Origin of the sequence: Paenibacillus ihuae (assembly GCF_001368795.1) — a bacterium.
GTDB lineage: Bacteria > Bacillota > Bacilli > Paenibacillales > Paenibacillaceae > Paenibacillus_AQ > Paenibacillus_AQ ihuae.
The window spans coordinates 73,021-89,532 of sequence record NZ_LN831202.1; the positions used below are offsets into that span (position 1 = coordinate 73,021).

Annotated in this window: 9 protein-coding genes and 1 pseudogene; 7 read left to right on the top strand and 3 right to left on the bottom strand. The window is 49.7% G+C overall.

The features are described from left to right. Nucleotides 1-356 (bottom strand): annotated as a pseudogene (locus AQR02_RS34930) (alanine dehydrogenase); the annotation flags it as partial. A 69-nt stretch (nt 357-425) separates the two neighbouring features. Between AQR02_RS34930 and AQR02_RS33210 the strand changes: the two are divergent. Continuing rightward, nucleotides 426-647: a hypothetical protein gene (locus AQR02_RS33210; RefSeq protein WP_209444309.1), complete on the top strand. Its 222-nt coding sequence runs from the start codon at nt 426-428 to the stop codon at nt 645-647. Nucleotides 648-653: 6 nt separating this feature from the next. On the opposite strand, the gene AQR02_RS26135 is transcribed toward AQR02_RS33210, so the two are convergent. Beyond that, the gene (locus AQR02_RS26135; protein ID WP_054943290.1) at nt 654-1,880 is read right to left on the bottom strand and encodes a Zn-dependent hydrolase; all 1,227 of its coding nucleotides are present in this window, start codon (nt 1,878-1,880) and stop codon (nt 654-656) included. A gap of 197 nt (nt 1,881-2,077) precedes the next feature. On the opposite strand from AQR02_RS26135, the gene AQR02_RS26140 reads away from it, so the two are divergent. Next, entirely contained in the window at nt 2,078-2,953 is an 876-nt protein-coding gene (locus AQR02_RS26140; RefSeq protein ID WP_054943291.1) for an aldose 1-epimerase family protein, read from the top strand. Between the two features lie 66 nt (nt 2,954-3,019). Here AQR02_RS26140 and AQR02_RS26145 read toward each other — a convergent pair whose 3' ends face one another. Then, on the bottom strand, nt 3,020-9,352 hold the full coding sequence (locus AQR02_RS26145; RefSeq protein WP_148449217.1) for a cadherin-like beta sandwich domain-containing protein: 6,333 nt from the start codon (nt 9,350-9,352) through the stop codon (nt 3,020-3,022). A 311-nt stretch (nt 9,353-9,663) separates the two neighbouring features. Between AQR02_RS26145 and AQR02_RS26150 the strand changes: the two genes are divergently transcribed. The 5 genes from AQR02_RS26150 to AQR02_RS26170 all read left to right on the top strand — a co-directional run bounded on the left by AQR02_RS26150 (nt 9,664) and on the right by AQR02_RS26170 (nt 16,330). Then, nucleotides 9,664-10,602 carry a glycosyltransferase family A protein gene (locus tag AQR02_RS26150; protein WP_245237748.1) on the top strand — a complete coding sequence of 313 codons (939 nt, stop codon included), beginning with the start codon at nt 9,664-9,666 and terminating at the stop codon, nt 10,600-10,602. A 127-nt stretch (nt 10,603-10,729) separates the two neighbouring features. Beyond that, nucleotides 10,730-11,776: a glycosyltransferase family 2 protein gene (locus AQR02_RS26155; RefSeq protein ID WP_054943293.1), complete on the top strand. Its 1,047-nt coding sequence runs from the start codon at nt 10,730-10,732 to the stop codon at nt 11,774-11,776. After that, the gene (locus AQR02_RS26160) at nt 11,773-12,918 is read left to right on the top strand and encodes a polysaccharide pyruvyl transferase family protein (RefSeq protein ID WP_054943294.1); all 1,146 of its coding nucleotides are present in this window, start codon (nt 11,773-11,775) and stop codon (nt 12,916-12,918) included. The genes AQR02_RS26155 and AQR02_RS26160 overlap by 4 nt, the downstream gene beginning before the upstream one ends. Continuing rightward, a complete protein-coding gene (locus AQR02_RS26165; protein WP_054943295.1) occupies nt 12,908-14,452 on the top strand; it encodes a lipopolysaccharide biosynthesis protein in 1,545 nt (514 codons plus the stop codon). The genes AQR02_RS26160 and AQR02_RS26165 overlap by 11 nt, the downstream gene beginning before the upstream one ends. A 564-nt stretch (nt 14,453-15,016) precedes the next feature. Beyond that, nucleotides 15,017-16,330, top strand: a complete 1,314-nt coding sequence (locus AQR02_RS26170; protein ID WP_054943296.1) for a glycosyltransferase family 2 protein — start codon at nt 15,017-15,019, stop codon at nt 16,328-16,330. The last annotated feature ends 182 nt before the right edge of the window (nt 16,331-16,512 follow it).

Here is a 16,512-nt window from a genome sequence, read left to right on the forward strand (position 1 = left end):
GTTTCGTAACCGATAGCGAAGACACCTTTGTCTTTCAGTGCGGATGCGAGGGCCGGTTCTGGAGCAAGGTGCAGATACGTGAACAGGATCAGACCCGGACGGAAGTAGCCGTATTCGCTTTCCAGCGGCTCTTTTACTTTCATGACCATTTCAGCGGCTGCCCATACAGCAGCTGCGTCAGCAATCAGCTCAGCTCCGGCTGCGGCATACTCTTCATTCAGGAATCCGCTGCCTACTCCCGCTCCGGCTTCCACCAGCACTTTATGTCCTTCAGCCACCAGGCTGACAACTCCGGCAGGGGTAATCGCTACGCGGTTTTCGTTATTCTTAATTTCTTTAGGTACGCCAATGATCATTATTAATCGCTCCCATCATATGTGGTTCTCTTATGTAAAGAATGATAACATACGAATTTCATTTGCATTTTGGGTAAAAAGAAAAACTTTATCTGCCATGATTGTGTTTTAACACAATGGAGTTGGCAAAAAACAACCATCATCCCCCAGGATCCATTGAACCGACAAGGGTTAACAGCTGCTGACCCCAGCCTGGCACACAACAAAAAGACACCATTACTGGTGTCCATTGCTATATATTCATCTGTTTCCGTCTCAGAAAGCCAAATTCACCTGCGTAATATTAACTGACACGCGTTAGCTGGATAGCACTGATAATACTGTCTCCAGCACAACATTCACACCCATTTCACATTCTTCATAGGAGGTAAGCTCTTCCTCACAGTGGCTTTTGCCGTTAACGCTGGGCACGAAGATCATCGCCGACGGCAGGAATCCGGCTACGAACTGGGCATCGTGGCCTGCTCCGCTGGCCATCTTTTTATGGGAATACCCCAGCTTGACCGCTGCCTGCTCCACAAGCTCACAGATCTGCGGATCAAACCATACGGTGTCGCGGCCCCATAGCTTCGTCTTCTGGACCGAACATCCCAGCAGCTCTTCCGGCAGGCCGGCAATAATATCTTCCACCTGACGGACGGTATCCATGTCCTTATGCCTTGCCTCCACGGTAAAAATCACCTTATTCGGAATCACCGTATGAATATTAGGCAGCACGTTCATCCGGCCCATGGTGTACACCAGCTCGGAATCAAGCACGCCCAGCTTGGTTCGCAGCTCCGTAATCAGATCGGTGGCGGCAAACAAGGCGTCCTTGCGCATATCCATCGGCGTCGTTCCGGCATGATCTGATTCACCTGTCACTTCAATCTCATAACAGGCCATCCCAACCACACAGTCAACCAGCCCGATCTTGAGGTTCTCCCGTTCCAGCACCGGACCCTGCTCGATGTGCAGCTCCAAATAAGCCGTCGCTTCGGTGATCCGATTGACCTCATCCCCGGCGTAGCCGCTCGCCAGCAGTGCTTCCTCGAAGGTCGTCCCTTCCTGGTCCTTCTTCCTCAGCATCACCGCCTTATCGAACTTGCCCGCGAGTACGCCGGACGCCATCATTGAAGGCTCGAAGCGTGCGCCCTCCTCATTGGTGAAATTCATTACCGTCACCGGAAGGCGCGGCGTAATGCCATGGTCAACCAGGGTTCTTACCACCTCAAGTCCGGCGATCACGCCCAGCACCCCGTCGAATCTGCCGCCTTTCTTCACCGTATCCAGATGGGAGCCGATTACTACGGGCGGACCCTCTTCCCTGCCGGCAAGCGTGGCATACATCGTACCCATATCATCAATCTTCACTGTCATCCCCAGTTCTTCACAACAGGAGGTAAAATAATCTCGTACCAGTACATCCTGCTCTGACAGCGACAGCCGGGTTACACCATTATTATCCGTACGTCCAAAATCGGCAAACGCCTCAATGGTATTCTTCAATCGCCCGCCGTTCACCAATACCTGCTGCAGCTTCATGTTATATATCCCTCCGCTTCGGATCATCATGTTATTATTGCTTTCTATATATGTTATACCAATCCTTTTTATTGTCATTGTACAGTTTGTAATAATTATTTTTTGTAAATGTTCACGTTGTGTTACAACACTGCAGAAGAGTTTGATAGAATATGAGCTATCACGAGATGAAGCTAGGATGAAAGGGGAACTGACAAATGAACACCATACTGCGCAGCGGAACTGCCGAAGCTGTCATTCGCACACTGGGGGCTGAGCTGGTCAGCTTCAAAAGGATGGATACGGACAATGAATATATCTGGAGCGGGGATGCGGAGTACTGGACAGGCCGCTCTCCGGTGCTGTTTCCGATTATTGGCGCAGCCCGGAACGGAGAGATCCGGACCGGCGGAAAGGCGTACACGATCGGCAATCACGGTTTTGCCAGACGCAGTGAATTCACCCTGGTAGAAGCCACCGACACGCATGCGGTCTTCTCGCTCTCGCAGAATGAGCAGACGCTCGCCAGCTACCCTTACCAATTTAAGCTGGTCCTGACCTACATCCTGAGCGGAAGCACGCTTGAGATCAGCTACCGCGTGGAGAATACCGATGAGCAGCAGATCTTCTTCCAGCTCGGTACCCATCCGGCCTTCAACTGCCCGGTGGACGGACAAGGAGCTATCACGGACTATTATCTGGAGTTCTCGGAACAGGAGAACCTCGAGCGTCTGTTCCTGAGCGATGCCGGTCTTGTCATCAGCGGCAAAAGCGAGCCGGTACTGGAAGGGGAACGCATTCTTCCGCTCTCCCATGAAATGTTCTTTGACGGTGCGCTGGTCTTCCAGAATGTGAAGTCAAAGCGCATTGCGCTAAGAAGCAAGCTTACAGATAAAAGCGTAATCGTCACCTCCAAGGGCTTCCCCGATCTTGGTCTCTGGCAGCCGAAAAATGCACCTTTTGTGTGCATCGAGCCTTGGCAGGGTATCGCGGACGGCGATACGTTCGATGGTGAACTGCAGGACAAGCAGGGCGTAATCGGCCTGGCACCAGGGGCAACTTTCGCCAGCTCGCTGACAATCGAAATTAATTAATAAGCAAAAAGGCCGTTGCACCTGTGGTTATACCAGGTGCTACGGCCTTCCTCTGTTAAAATGATTTTACTGGCTAAGTGTTTCTCCACCTTCATTCCGCACTGTGAACAAGTGGTCAATGGAAGCTTCCTCAATTTCATTAAACGCCCAGTTTGTCACTGGAACGTCCGGCCAGCTCGGTGTTGTGACACCGTACAGCGGCCCGCGTCCGAAAAGCCGGTTGACAACCTTCACGGCTTCAGCGCGTGTCAGGTTACCCGTCGGACGGTAAGTGCCATCCCCATAGCCGTTGATGATGTTAGCCTTGCTTGCTGCCGCAATTTCCTTGGCAGCCCAGTGGCTGCCGGTATCCATGAACCCGCTGGATGTAATGGCCGCAGTGTCCAGCTTCTTATATCTGGACGCAATAGCGGCAATTTCACCGCGGGTGATAGGAGCATCCGGCAGGAACTGGCCTTTGTCGTTACCCTGCATCAATCCAGCCGCTTTGACGAATTCGATTACGCCTTTTGCCCAATGACTATCCTTCACATCAGGGTAGGAAGAGGCGGCCAACGTTGCGGATGGGTCATACCCGAGGTTTCTTGCCAGAATTGCAGCCATTTCCGCACGGGTAATGGAATGGTCCGGCTTAAAGGTTCCATCGGTAAAGCCGTTGATGAATGCCTTGTGACCGGCAAGTTGCTGTTGTGCAGCCTCCGCTGAGGCAAGATACCGATCCCAGCCTTCCATGTTCAATATGGTGAATGTACTGAATTTGTTTACTTTAAACTGCAAACCAAGTTCACCTGTTTTGTAATCAACTACGGTTGCCTTAATCAATTCCTTGTCTCCATCACTATGCTCGACGAAGATCACAAGATTCGCCAGGAAATTCTGTCTTTCCGCGGGATCACTTGGCAGCTGTACGTCACGCAGAGGAAGGGTTAATGTAACCGGTCTGCTCTGCATATTAGTCTCAATAGTCATTGGACGGGCAACCACATCTATTTGCTTGTCCGCTGCTATTTCTCTGACAATGCGCTCAATTCTTGCCCGGTCTTCAACCTCTTTGCGCAGTGCCTGGTCCTTGATCGGTACAACATGGAAATACAAATCTTCTGTAAAATTGTCTAATGACGATTGCGGGATGAGAATTCTTACGTTCTCGGTGAAGACCTCCATGTTCACGTTGGAGTCACCAAGTGTTTTAATGGCATCCTTAGGAACCTTTACATTGATATCCGCAACCTGGTCCTTCTCATCCGGGATCATAATCCGGGCCGTATTATCCGAAGACCCGGCAATCTTCCGGACAACCTCCTCTACACGCTCTGTTATGAAGTTGACTACATCATGCAGAATTCCACCTGTATCCTGAGTACGTTGGATGACCGTTTCCGCCAGAACAGAACCCTGGCCCAGTTGTCCTGATTCTACTTTCACGGTAATCTCCTCTGTCGATGCAGTCATAACTGGTGCTGCTGGTGGCGCTGGCGCTGGCGTTGCCGGTGCTGGTGTTACTGGCGCTGGCGTTGCTGGCGCTGGTGTTGCCGGCGCTGGCGTCACTGGCGCTGGCGTTGCCGGCGCTGGCGTTGCCGGTGCTGGTGTTGCCGGCGCTGGCGTTGCCGGTGCTGGCGTTGCTGGCGCTGGCGTTGCTGGCGCTGGCGTTGCTGGCGCTGGCGTTGCCGGCGCTGGCGTTGCCGGCGCTGGCGTCACTGGCGCTGGTGTTACCGGCGCTGGCGTCACTGGCGCTGGCGTTGCCGGTGCTGGCGTTGCCGGTGCCGGCTCTACCGTTGGTGTTATTATGGGTTCTTCCGTTGGTATTGTTGTCGGTTCTACTGTCGGTGTTACTATTGGTTCTTCCGTTGGCGTTGCTGTCGGCAGTTCTGTCGGTTCTGCTGTCGGAGTCGGCGTTGCCGTCGGTGTTGGCGTTGGCGTAGGTTCAGGCTTGGCCTTAATAACATTGACAGTATAAGTTTTAACAGTACCGTCTTCCGCAGTGACCACAATATCAAATATATTGTCGCCCTCTACCAGATTACCCGGCAAAGCTCCATCTCTTCCCGCGATTTGACTTCCCGCTTTTGCGTCTGCCGCTACCGGGGTAAGAACTACAAAGTTCACATCACTCTCTACCTCTACCGTATAATTAGTAACTTCAGGATCAAAAGCAGGGTCCAATGCCCCAACATCTGTACCGATGCTGCTCAAATTAGCATTGGAAGAACGTGATTCCCGGGTGAAATCCAGCTCATAGACACTTTCTGTCTTTCCATCCTGCGCTGTGACCTTCAGGTATACGATGTTAAGGCCTTCTGCTAACTGGATAGGCATCGTTTGATCCACAGTGACACCATTGACGGTAATCCGCGCATTCAGGTCTCCTTTTACCGCACCCAGTTCTAAGTGATCCACTTCATAAGGTACCGATAAGAAGTATTTGAACACTTCACTCGAGAATTCAGGGTTGAGAATCTCTGTTCCTCTCACAGAGCTGACGGTTAAATGCGTTAGAGAGGAATCCTTCGGCAGAATGGCGCGATTCACAGTAACTGTATAGGTTTTTTTAGTACTGGCATCTGCAGCGGTAACCTCTACTGTGATTTGATTTGTGCCTTCATCCAGTGTCACACGGCTTCCAGTTACACCTGCGGAAGCTCCATTCTTTTTCAGGATGTAACTAGCCTCTTCATTATTCGTATTGATCCAAAAATCCATGCTGCTCACACTGTTGTCCACTTGGACAGAATAGTCACTGATTCCTTGCTGGAAGTCTGGTGTTAATTCGCCAGGAGAAACAATCAGATTATACAGTGAAGCATCTGCACTTGGGTTTCTCACCAGATTAATGGTATACATCTTCATACTTTCGTCTTGCGCTGTAACTCTGACTTCAATCACATTCAGTCCTGTAGTCAAAGGCACGGAATTGGGGTCTTCAACCCACACCCCATTTACAAAAACTAAGCTGCTGGCATTGGCATCATCAAATACCGTACTGAGCTTGGCTACAGAGATTTCATTCTGAACCGTAGCATTGTAGCTGAAAGTACCCGGAACCGGCGAAAGAGCGATCGCATGGTTCGATAAGTCCGTCATCGTGAGCTCAAGTAAACTCGCATTGGACGAAGCCGCTCGGACGACGGTTACCGTGTACTCCTTGGTAGTTGATTGATCAGCAGCCGTAACAACTACTGTAACTACATTCTCGCCAACAACCAATGGAATCGGCACCCCCCCTGCAGACCGGAGCCCGTTGATGGTATAGGTAGCTTGCACATCGCTTGTAGTCGCAGCAACAGTCATATTAGTGATATTGTTGGCTATATATTCGTAATAGGTTGAAGTTGCTCGGTCAAATCCGCCGGACAGCGGTTTACCGGACAAGGTGATATTGGTTAATTCCGCATCGGATGAGGCTTCTCGGACAATCGTCAATACATAATTCTTTGAAGTTAACCCATCTTCAGCTGTGACCTGAACATTGAATTCGTTAACTCCCACTTGCAGGTCGACCAATCTTGGCTGGGCACTCGCAGTCAAGTTACCGTTGAGACTAACCGTTGCCTGAAGTTCCTCAGTAGTTGGCGTTATCGTAAGCTCAGATACCTGGTTAGCTACGGTAACGGCATACCCGGTTTGATTCTTGTCATACACAGGATTGAGCACGCCTTTAGAAAGGACCAGATTGGACAGATCCGCATTGGAAGATGCCTTTCGGATAATATTGATAAGGGTTGTTTTCTCACGGGCTCCGCTCTGTGAGGTAACAACGATCTTGACCGTGTTCAGTCCGACACTCAAGCTTTTGGTGAAGGCTGTATTGTCCTGATGTTCATTCCCATCCACAGACAGGCTTGCCGCAGCGTCCAGTAGCTTAGGAGTAACACCCAGTGAAGAGACCTGATAGGGCACTTCAACCGAATAGCCGGTCTCATTGTTGTTGAATGCCGGTGTTATTGTTCCTGAAGAAACGCTTAATCCGGACAGATCTGCAACATCCGAAGGGGCACGCAGAATAAACAGGTTGTAAATTTTCTTCGTGATTCCATCCTGCGCCATTACTTCAATCACGTACTTATTATTCCCTGCGGCCAAATCAGTAACAATAAAAGGCGTACCGCTCGGATGAACCATACCGTTCACTTTTAGGATGGCATCCTCTGCAGCTGTCGGCGTAAACTCAGCAGCCGTTACAGCGTTCGCCACTTTCATCGTGTAGTCTGACTGATTAGTGATGAAGACCGGCGATAATCCAACCGGTGAAGCGGTCAGATTGGTCAGACTGGCATCACCAGACAGCTTTCTGACAATCGCAACTGTGTAGGTTTTTTGAGTCTTGCCGTCTTCTGCGGTAATTACCACGGAAATCACATTCTTTCCGTAGGCTAAATTTACATTTCCAGTGGCATTAGCGGATTCTGTAGAACCTATGCTTGCCCCGTTCAATGTTGCTGCCGCAAATAGACTGGACTTGATTACATCGACTTTGATCGAGCTTACATTATTTTCAACTGTCGCGGTATAGCTGCCGGTGTTGCTGCTGTAGACCGGAGACAGAGCAATGGGTTGTCCGCCGCTCAAGGTGGACAAGGCGAGCCCGCCTGCCGCAGCCAGATCGGCATCATTTCCCGGATAGCGGATCAAATCGAGCTGATATTCCTTAAAGTTGGTGGAGAATTTATCGGCTACTTTGATTTTCACCGGCTTATATACACCCACTGCCAGGCCGCTTACAGTAAAGGTCGGATAGGCACCCGATACGGTTACCCCAGAACCATTGTCGGCATAGGCGGTTACATTTACGTCAGCCGGATTCACTGCCGCTACATTTATACCAATACTGTTGTTCGGGCTGTTTCCGCTTTTGTTGGGCACATGAACTTTATTGTAAATAATCCCACGGTTAAAAGCAGGTGTCATCACACCTACAGAAGGCGTAATGGATTTAAGATCAAATTTCCCGGCCACCACACTTAACAAAAAGCTGCTGGCACTTGAAGTAGTTCCATCATTTACTGTGACGGTGACGGTAGAGGTCCCTGTCATGTTTGCGGTCGGAGTCAGATTAATAGTTCTATCCGATCCCTCACCTGTAAAAGTAATATTGGCATTCGCCAAAAGGGATGTATTGGACGAGGTTGCAGACAGTGTAAGCACATCTCCTGCATCCACATCTGTCAATTTAAACGGCTTCGATACAGGGGTATTGACCGAGGTCACCAGATTGGAGTTGAACCCTATACTCGACTGCCATTTCCCGCTGATGATATTTCCGTTCTTTACGCCTGTCGAGGAGTCCTTGGCTACAGCCCCATCGTTAGCATTATTGAACTTATAATTGACCATCAGATTGGCCTCGGACCCCGTAAGGCTGGTGTTCATCTGGCTTTCAATCTCCGCCTGGGTCTTAGCCTTTTTCCATATCCGGTAATCCCTCATACCGCCAACATAATTGGCATCCTGGGACCATGTACTCTCACCAATATAGTTATACGGTCTCGGCAGATTAGAGTTCTGGGCACTGGCATTCGCCATATCGGTGAGATCCATGAAACCGCTGCCTTTCAGAATCCCATTCCAATAGATATAAGCCTTTTTCTCTGCAGCATTGTAAACGGCGGCTACATGAACCCATTGGTTCAAAGGCAGCTGCTCCGTGGTTTTTACCATATAGGATTTGACTCTGGCACCTTTTTGCGGTAATGCTTCAAGGGCGATTCTTCCTGTACTTCCTTCAAACGTAAGATGTAAATTATAGTTATCAGGTCCATACGAAGTATCGAAAATACGGGCCCACGTTGGGGCACTGCTGGCATTTACCCAGGTTTCGATCGTAAGTGAATTGGTGTATATGTTTAGATCCGGAATCGTAACATATCCTTTACCGTCAAAATCAAGATAAGTACTCCCGCTGGACTCTGAAATATAAGGAGCGTCATTAACAGGTGTAACCACGATCTGCGCAGCTTGTTCCAGTTCGCTATAACTCTCTGTATCCCCGGAATATTCAGCGTTTACATTTACATAATTACCACTGGACTCTCCTGAAGCAAGCCAACTGCGATACTTGATTTGCGTCGTTCCATTCCAGTCCTTCTTCGGAACAAACCGGATCATTACATCTCTGCCGAAGACGGCAATCTTGCCGGTCTCTGGTGCCACAATAGACAACCATAACCCCCCGGCATTATACTGCCATTGCCCGTTGCTATTATCTACTTCGGAAATGCCAATCCCATTGCTATTTATGAGTGAAACGTATTTCCCGGCAGGTTCCAGCGTATCTTCGATGATTGTATCAAGTGGGCCTGAAGCCTGTGCCCGGGCAACGTATGGTATACCATAGAAATTACTGATGATCAGGATAAAAACCAAAGCCACGATCAAATGTCTTGATCTCTTTTTTATTTTCACAAACTCAGCCCCATTTATCTAAGATGTTAACCTCTAACCCGTATCGGCCCTCAGTCCTATCCTCCTTAGTGTAAGATGCTTATAATTTAATATATCGGATTTTTAGACAACGCATTTTATGTCGAATTAATAGAATTTCTTGTTAAATTCAAAAAAATTTACTAATTTACGTTCCTCAAACAGTAGACGGCTCCGTGTGATATCCAATCCGTGATATCCAATAAGTAAACTAAAGTAGTATATACAACCTTTTGATGCCAATAGTAAGCTTAAGTTAGCTTATAATCCCAAGTGAGATTTATAGACATAGGATGGGAGAATTGGATAAGGGAGTGGAGTATATGCAAGGATTGTCAGTGGCTATCTGCACAAGGAACCGGGTACAGGACCTGACACGGTGCATTCATTCTATAACTAAGCAGAGCATAGGCCGGACCTACCCTATAGAAGTCATTATTATTGACGACGGTGAAATACCCAAAGAAGTATTGAACAACTTTGAGGCTTTACTCGCAGCCAGCGGCTATCCCCTTATCTACTTCAGCAAAATAACTGACCGGGGATTATGGATGTCGCGGATCAAGGCTGTGGAGCTGTCCAACATGGACAAGATCCTCTTCCTCGACGATGACGTCGAAATCCCCGGTCATTATTTGGCCACTCTATACCAAACCTACCTCGATCATCCGAACTGTGCAGGAGTCGGCGGCGTCGCCATCGGTATGCGCAACAGCTTCCTCGGCACCATCCGCTGCCTTCTGTCCTTCCAGCAATCTCTCTCGAGCGGCAAGCTCTCCTTAAGCGGTCAAGCCGGGTCCATGTACAATTGGCACAAGGCGAGGAAAATCTTCAAGACTGAATTCCAGCACGGCTGCAACATGTCCTTCAAAAAGGAGGCCATCCGTGATCTGCAGCCTGTCCCTTGGCTCAAAAGCTACAGTGTCGGCGAAGATATTCTTATGTCCCGAATCGCCCGCAGGACCGGACCACTCTATATCAATCCCGAACTGAAACTCTTGCACCACGAATCTCCTGCTTCCAGGGACAATCTTGAGGACGTGGCCTATACAAGGGTGCTTAACCATGTACATTTGCTGAAAGACGAACGTTCGGGGCCGATCGGCTACCTTGCCCTGATCTGGACAACGCTCTATCTCATTCTGCGGGAGCAGCCCAAGAAGAATTTCCCGGCGATCAGAGGCTACAAAAAAGGGCTGAGGGAAATTTTCTCCAGGCAAACTGCCCGTTAAACCACTTCCGTTTCAAGTAGAAAATGCTTGTCGGCCAATAATAGGACCGTACCGTTTCAGCGAGAAATAGAAGGATAATTTATAGCGTCAACTATAAATTCTTATATTTCAGGAAAGGAGCAGCCGCATGAGTGTAAGTATTGTAGTTCCCATGTACAATTTAGAGCATTATGTAACGCCCTTGCTGCATTCACTCCTGGAGCAGAGCGAGAAGCGGTTCGAAGTGATTCTGGTCGATGACGGGTCTACCGACAGGACCTATGCGGTCGTGAACAGCTTCCTGGAGCAGCATTCCAGTCTGCAGGCCAAGCTGATCCGCACAGCCAATGCCGGCGTCAGCGCCGCCAGAAACACCGGACTAGCCGCAGCTGCCGGGGATTATGTGCTGTTCCTGGACGGAGATGATTATGCTGACAGCAGCCTGGTACAGAGGATCGGCAGCTCTGCCGGGCCGGACGTCATCTGCTGGGGCTACAACCTGGTCCGTGAGGATCAGTCAACGATTGTAAGCTTCACTTCTGCCGCGAGCGATACTACAGGCAGCGAAGCACTGCAGAATATTTTTATGCACAAAAGCCTGAGAATCTGGACCGGCAGCATTGCCTACAAGCGCAGCTTCCTGCTTGATCACGGCATCCGCTATACGGAGCGCTGTGTAAACGGCGAGGATCAGGAGTTTATCTATAAAGCCTTATCCAGAGCTGTACGGGTAGTCTCTATTCCGGAGGTTCTGTCTTATTATGTGCAGCGGACTTCCTCCATTACCGGTACGTATAATGTAGGCAAGTTCGATGTCGTCGCTGCCTTTAAACGGGTGGATGAATATTTCAAAGCCCATCCCTTCAGTGAAGCTGCCGCTATATCGGAGCTGCTGATGAACAGGGAAATGACCGAGAACTATTTCTACAACCTCAAAACCTGTCTGAACGGCACTACCGGAGCGGATATCCGCAGCCTGCTTGAAGATATCGGGCGCGCCTATCCCGGATTACCCCAGGAGATGAAGCTGATTATGAAGCACTACCAGGGGGATGACCGGCAGCTTGCACTGCACATCAAGGCCTTCTTAATTTCCCCGCCTTTATACGCGCGGTTAATCCGCTTAGACCGGAGCTGGATCCAGTTCAAACACAAGCTCAAAACCGTGATTTCCAGAAAGGAAATTAAGATATGAAGAAGATGATGATCTACGCATATACAGAATTCAACCTCGGCGACGATTTATTCATTAAGGTACTCTGCGAACGCTACCCGGATACCCGATTTATGATTATTGCTCCGCGTCTTTACAAGCTGGTCTTCAAGGACATTAAGAACCTCAAGGTCTATGCTTCCGATTCCGTGCTGTTCCGGGGCGTTAACTATGTCTTCCGCAAGCTGAAGCTGCACCCTAATTTTGTCCAGAGGCTGCTCGGGGATCAATCCGATGGAACCGTGCATATCGGCGGGTCTATTTTTATGCAGGGCGAGGGCTGGGCGGAATATGTGGCTGCTGCCGAGGACGTCCGCAACAAGAGCAAACCCTACTATCTCATGGGCGCCAATTTCGGCCCGTTTACCGATGAGGGATATGTTAAGCACTACCGGAAGGTGTTCCCGGAATATGCAGACGTCTGCTTCAGGGAGCAGTACTCCTATGATCTGTTCAAGGATCTGGACAATGTGCGGATGGCTCCGGATATTATTTTTCAGCTAAAATATGACAGCGCCCAACCAGCAGCGGAGAAGAACGGCAGCCAAGGCCGCACGATTGCGATCTCGGTAATCAAGCCCTCCTCCAAAGCTTTAACCGGGTTTGACGACCTCTATTATGAAAAAATGAAAGATGTTGCAATCCATTTCATTCAGCAGGGCTATGCCGTGCATTTCATGTCGTTCTGCCAGCACGAGGGTGACCAGGAGGCGATTACGCATATTCTTGGCCTTATTCCCGCTGAGTATCAGGGACAGACCCATGTGCATCTCTATAAAACAGATATTGATGACATTCTCGCGGCGCTATCGGGCGCAAGCTTTATCGTCGCCTCCAGATTCCATGCGATGATTCTCGGCTGGGTCTTCGGCAAACCGGTTTTCCCGATCGCCTACAGCAAAAAAATGATCAACGTCATGCAGGATGCCTATTTTGACGGCACATATACGGATTTCGCCCATTTGGCGGAGCTCACTCCGGAAATGGTCTATGAGAGCATGGCCACGAACACCATCGATGTGACTTTGCAGGCCAACCAGGCCGAGAAGCATTTCGAACAATTGGACGCCTATCTGTCTCCGGCACCGTTTGCCCTGGAAGGGAGACGCAGCTATGAAAGCTAAACGGAGCATGCTGAACCTGGGCTTCGGTCTTGCCAGCCAGGTAATCACCATTATCCTCGGCTTCTTCATTCCGCGGCTGATTATGGTTAACTACGGCTCGGAAGCGAACGGTCTGATCGCCTCAATTGTGCAGATTATCAGCTATTTCGCCCTGCTTGAAGCAGGAATCGGTGCAGCTTCGCTGCAGGCCCTCTATAAGCCTATTGCCGCGGGTGACCGCGGGCAGATCAATTCGATACTCGCCGCCTCGTCCAGCTACTACAAAAAAACCGGGATTTATTATTTCATCTCTGTTGTCCTGCTGGCCGTCATTTATCCGCTTGTTATCCATTCGGAGATCAGCGGTATAGCGATTATGGCGATTATCCTCTTCTCAGGCCTTGGCGGAGCGATCAATTATTATTTCCAGGGTAAATTCCGCATCCTGCTGATCGCCGAGGGCAAAAGCTATGTGGAGACCTCCATCGTCACGATTGCGAACATTATCAATAATGTAGTGCGGATCATCCTGCTGCTGCAGGGTGTGAACATTATCGCCGTTCAGGCCTCCTTCTTCGTGCTGACGCTGCTGCAGATCATTGCTTTCTACTACTATTCGCGGAAGCATTATAAGTGGATGGATCTGAACCAGAAGCCGGACTTCGCTGCCATCGGGCAAAAAAACTCGGTTATGGTGCATGAAATTTCCTATCTCGTCTTCCGCAATACGGATGTGCTGATCCTGACGATCTTCACCAACCTGAAAATTGTCAGCATTTACGTGATGTACAATATGATCTTCACCATTGTCGACAACATCGTCCAGACGGTGAACGGAAGCATCAAATCGGCGCTGGGGCAGAGCTATCATGAAGGCAAAGCGGCTTTTGTAAAGTTCTACGATGCGTACGAGGTATATTTCATGGGCCTAATCTTCTCCATCCTGACCGTGGTGTACATTGTAATTCTGCCGTTTATGCGCCTCTATACCGCCGGGGTCAACGATGTGAACTATATTGATTTCTGGCTGCCAGTCCTGTTCGTGGTCATCAAGCTGCTGACGAATGCCCGGACCTCGTCCAACAATCTGATTACGATCGCCGGACACTTCCGCAATACCCAGTTCCGCTCGATTCTGGAATCGGTGATTAACCTGGGGGCTTCTGTTATTTTCGTGATCTTCTTCGGCATTTACGGCGTGCTGATGGGCACGATCGCTGCTCTCTTATACCGTTCGATCGATATTATCGTCTATGCCAACAGAGTGCTGCTGGAGCGCAGCCCTTGGGTGACCTTCCGCCGCTGGCTGACCAATGTCGTTGTGTTCGCCGCTATCGTTGCTGCCGCTAACCTCATCGATATCAAAATGACCTCGTACACCGCCGTCATTCTGTGGAGCGTGCTGCTGGGTGTCATCATTCTGCCTCTTTATTTCCTGGTCGGCTCACTGATGGAGCGGGAAGTCTTCCATTACGCCTGGGGTTACGCCAAAAACGCCCTCACCAAGCTGCGGCTTAAACGCAAGGTTGCGGCGGGGCAAAGGGCCGGGGCTTAACCCTCTGCCGGATGGAAAAGCACGTAACCTGCCCAGCCAGGTGAGAGGACAACGCTGCAATTGCACTCTATACAGTTAAAACCCGGATTTCGGAGGCGACAAAAGAGGTAACTGTATTCTGTGCAGTTACACAGGTGGAATCTGCTTATAATGCGGTTAAATACTGTTTTAACTGTATGGAATGCATTTAAAAACAAAAATTCTCTCTTCCCGCCTCATTTAACTGTAGCTAATACAATTAAACGGGCAGAAGCCATATTTATTGAACTTAGTAAATAAACATTTAGGGAAAAGTGACGGAGGGGAATTTGGGAACTGTAAGAGCGGTAGCGTCCGCCTGAAAGCTTTCCGAAGGAAAGCTAGCATCGAAAGCATAAGCAGTTCACAGATTCCAACCGCTAATAGCTGGTTCAAATCAAGGAATCTGTGAACAACAGCGGCTGGAAGTCCAAACATTCTCTGTAGCCACGACCAATCCCAAAATACAAAAATCACAAGTTCAATTTATATAGCTCGCTTCCCGTAACTTTTTAAACAAGAACCATACCTTTAGGAGGGCTGAATATGGATCACAGCGAAGGATTGCATCAGGCCGGCTACCGATTACTGCATCAGCTCCATGGAGATATTCAGCATCCGCCCGCAGGCGGACTGTCCCGCGAAGACATCGTCACCAAATGCCGGAATATCAGCAGCGGAGCAGCCAATAACGCGGAGAAGGAACCGCTGGATACGTTAATCGGAGTCATTGAAGCCTACTTGTCAGGGCGTGCCTCTGCGGATGCGCTGCAGTTCTATTGTTCGGAGCAGTTCAATACGGACATTGGCAAAGAGTTCCCGGAGCTCCTGTCCGGGCTTGAGAAGCTGCGGATGACTGCACCGGAGAGCCAGCCTGCAGCATCCGCCGACCCGGCCAGCCTTCCCAAGATTAGCGTGATTATCACCACATACAATAGAAAAGACTTCCTCAACCAGGCGATTAACAGCATTCTGCGCCAGGATTATCCCCATAAAGAGATCACCGTCATCGATGACTGTTCCAGCGACGGAACGGATGCCATGATGGCTGCAAGCTTCGGGGAGGATCCGCGTGTCATTTATATGCGCAGCGAAACCAATCAGGGGCCGGGGAACAACCGGCGTAAGGCGTTCGCCGCTCACGGTGACGGGGAGTACATCCTGTTCCTGGACGATGATGACTACCTCATAGACTCCGGCTATTTCAGCAAGGCCGTAGGCTTCCATAAGCTCCATCCGGAAATTTCCTTTGTCGCGGCGAATGTCTTCATGGAATATTCCAAGTCGCAGCAGCTCAAAATTTCCAGCCTGGGACTGCGCAGCATCACGCCTAAGCAGGACTATTTTAAAAATTTCGAGCAAAAGAACTATCCCAAGCCCGCCTCCACGCTCACGACCATCTTTAAGCGGGAAGCGCTGATGGCGCTGGATATCCTGAACATGAACATGGTCAACGACGCTTCGATTTATCTGCGGGCGCTGCTGATCGGCGATGCCGGATTTATCGACACGATTGCCGGAGTTTACCGGATTCACGGCAACAATATTACCTTCAATCTCAGCCAGTCCTTCCTGATCGAGAATCTGGAGGAGAAGCGGCTGATCCGCAATATGGCCATTGAACGCTACGGCTACAGCAAGGCGGAAATGAACGAGTGGCTCAACCATAACGTCTATGACACCATTTCGTATTATCTGATGAACTCGGCCAAAAGCCATACCGATTTCAAGTTCATGTACAGCTGGGCCAGCACCCATTGCCCCAAAGCCTACAGCCAGCTCAAACGCGAGTTCCGCACCAAGCTGATGAAAAAGCAGCTGCTTCGCGTTTCTTTTGTAAGAACACTGTTGAACCGTTAACGCCCGGCTGCGGACCGGCTCCATATCACTCACCTGAAGACACCCTTAGGGTGTCTTTTTTAATAACTTATGTCATTTTACTAGACCGGAATACGTTATGTTGTAAGAAAACACTGTTAGAAAGTTAAGCCTGATACCTTGTATTTTTACGATACTCTAGAGTAAAGGGCTGGCCTAACCAG

Bases quoted from the DNA above. Each gene is read 5' to 3' on its own strand.
- AQR02_RS26135 (WP_054943290.1), bottom strand. From the start codon at position 1,880: ATGAAGCTGCAGCAGGTATTGGTGAACGGCGGGCGATTGAAGAATACC.
- AQR02_RS26140 (WP_054943291.1), top strand. From the start codon at position 2,078: ATGAACACCATACTGCGCAGCGGAACTGCCGAAGCTGTCATTCGCACA.
- AQR02_RS26150 (WP_245237748.1), top strand. From the start codon at position 9,664: ATGGGAGAATTGGATAAGGGAGTGGAGTATATGCAAGGATTGTCAGTG.
- AQR02_RS26155 (WP_054943293.1), top strand. From the start codon at position 10,730: ATGAGTGTAAGTATTGTAGTTCCCATGTACAATTTAGAGCATTATGTA.
- AQR02_RS26160 (WP_054943294.1), top strand. From the start codon at position 11,773: ATGAAGAAGATGATGATCTACGCATATACAGAATTCAACCTCGGCGAC.
- AQR02_RS26165 (WP_054943295.1), top strand. From the start codon at position 12,908: ATGAAAGCTAAACGGAGCATGCTGAACCTGGGCTTCGGTCTTGCCAGC.
- AQR02_RS26170 (WP_054943296.1), top strand. From the start codon at position 15,017: ATGGATCACAGCGAAGGATTGCATCAGGCCGGCTACCGATTACTGCAT.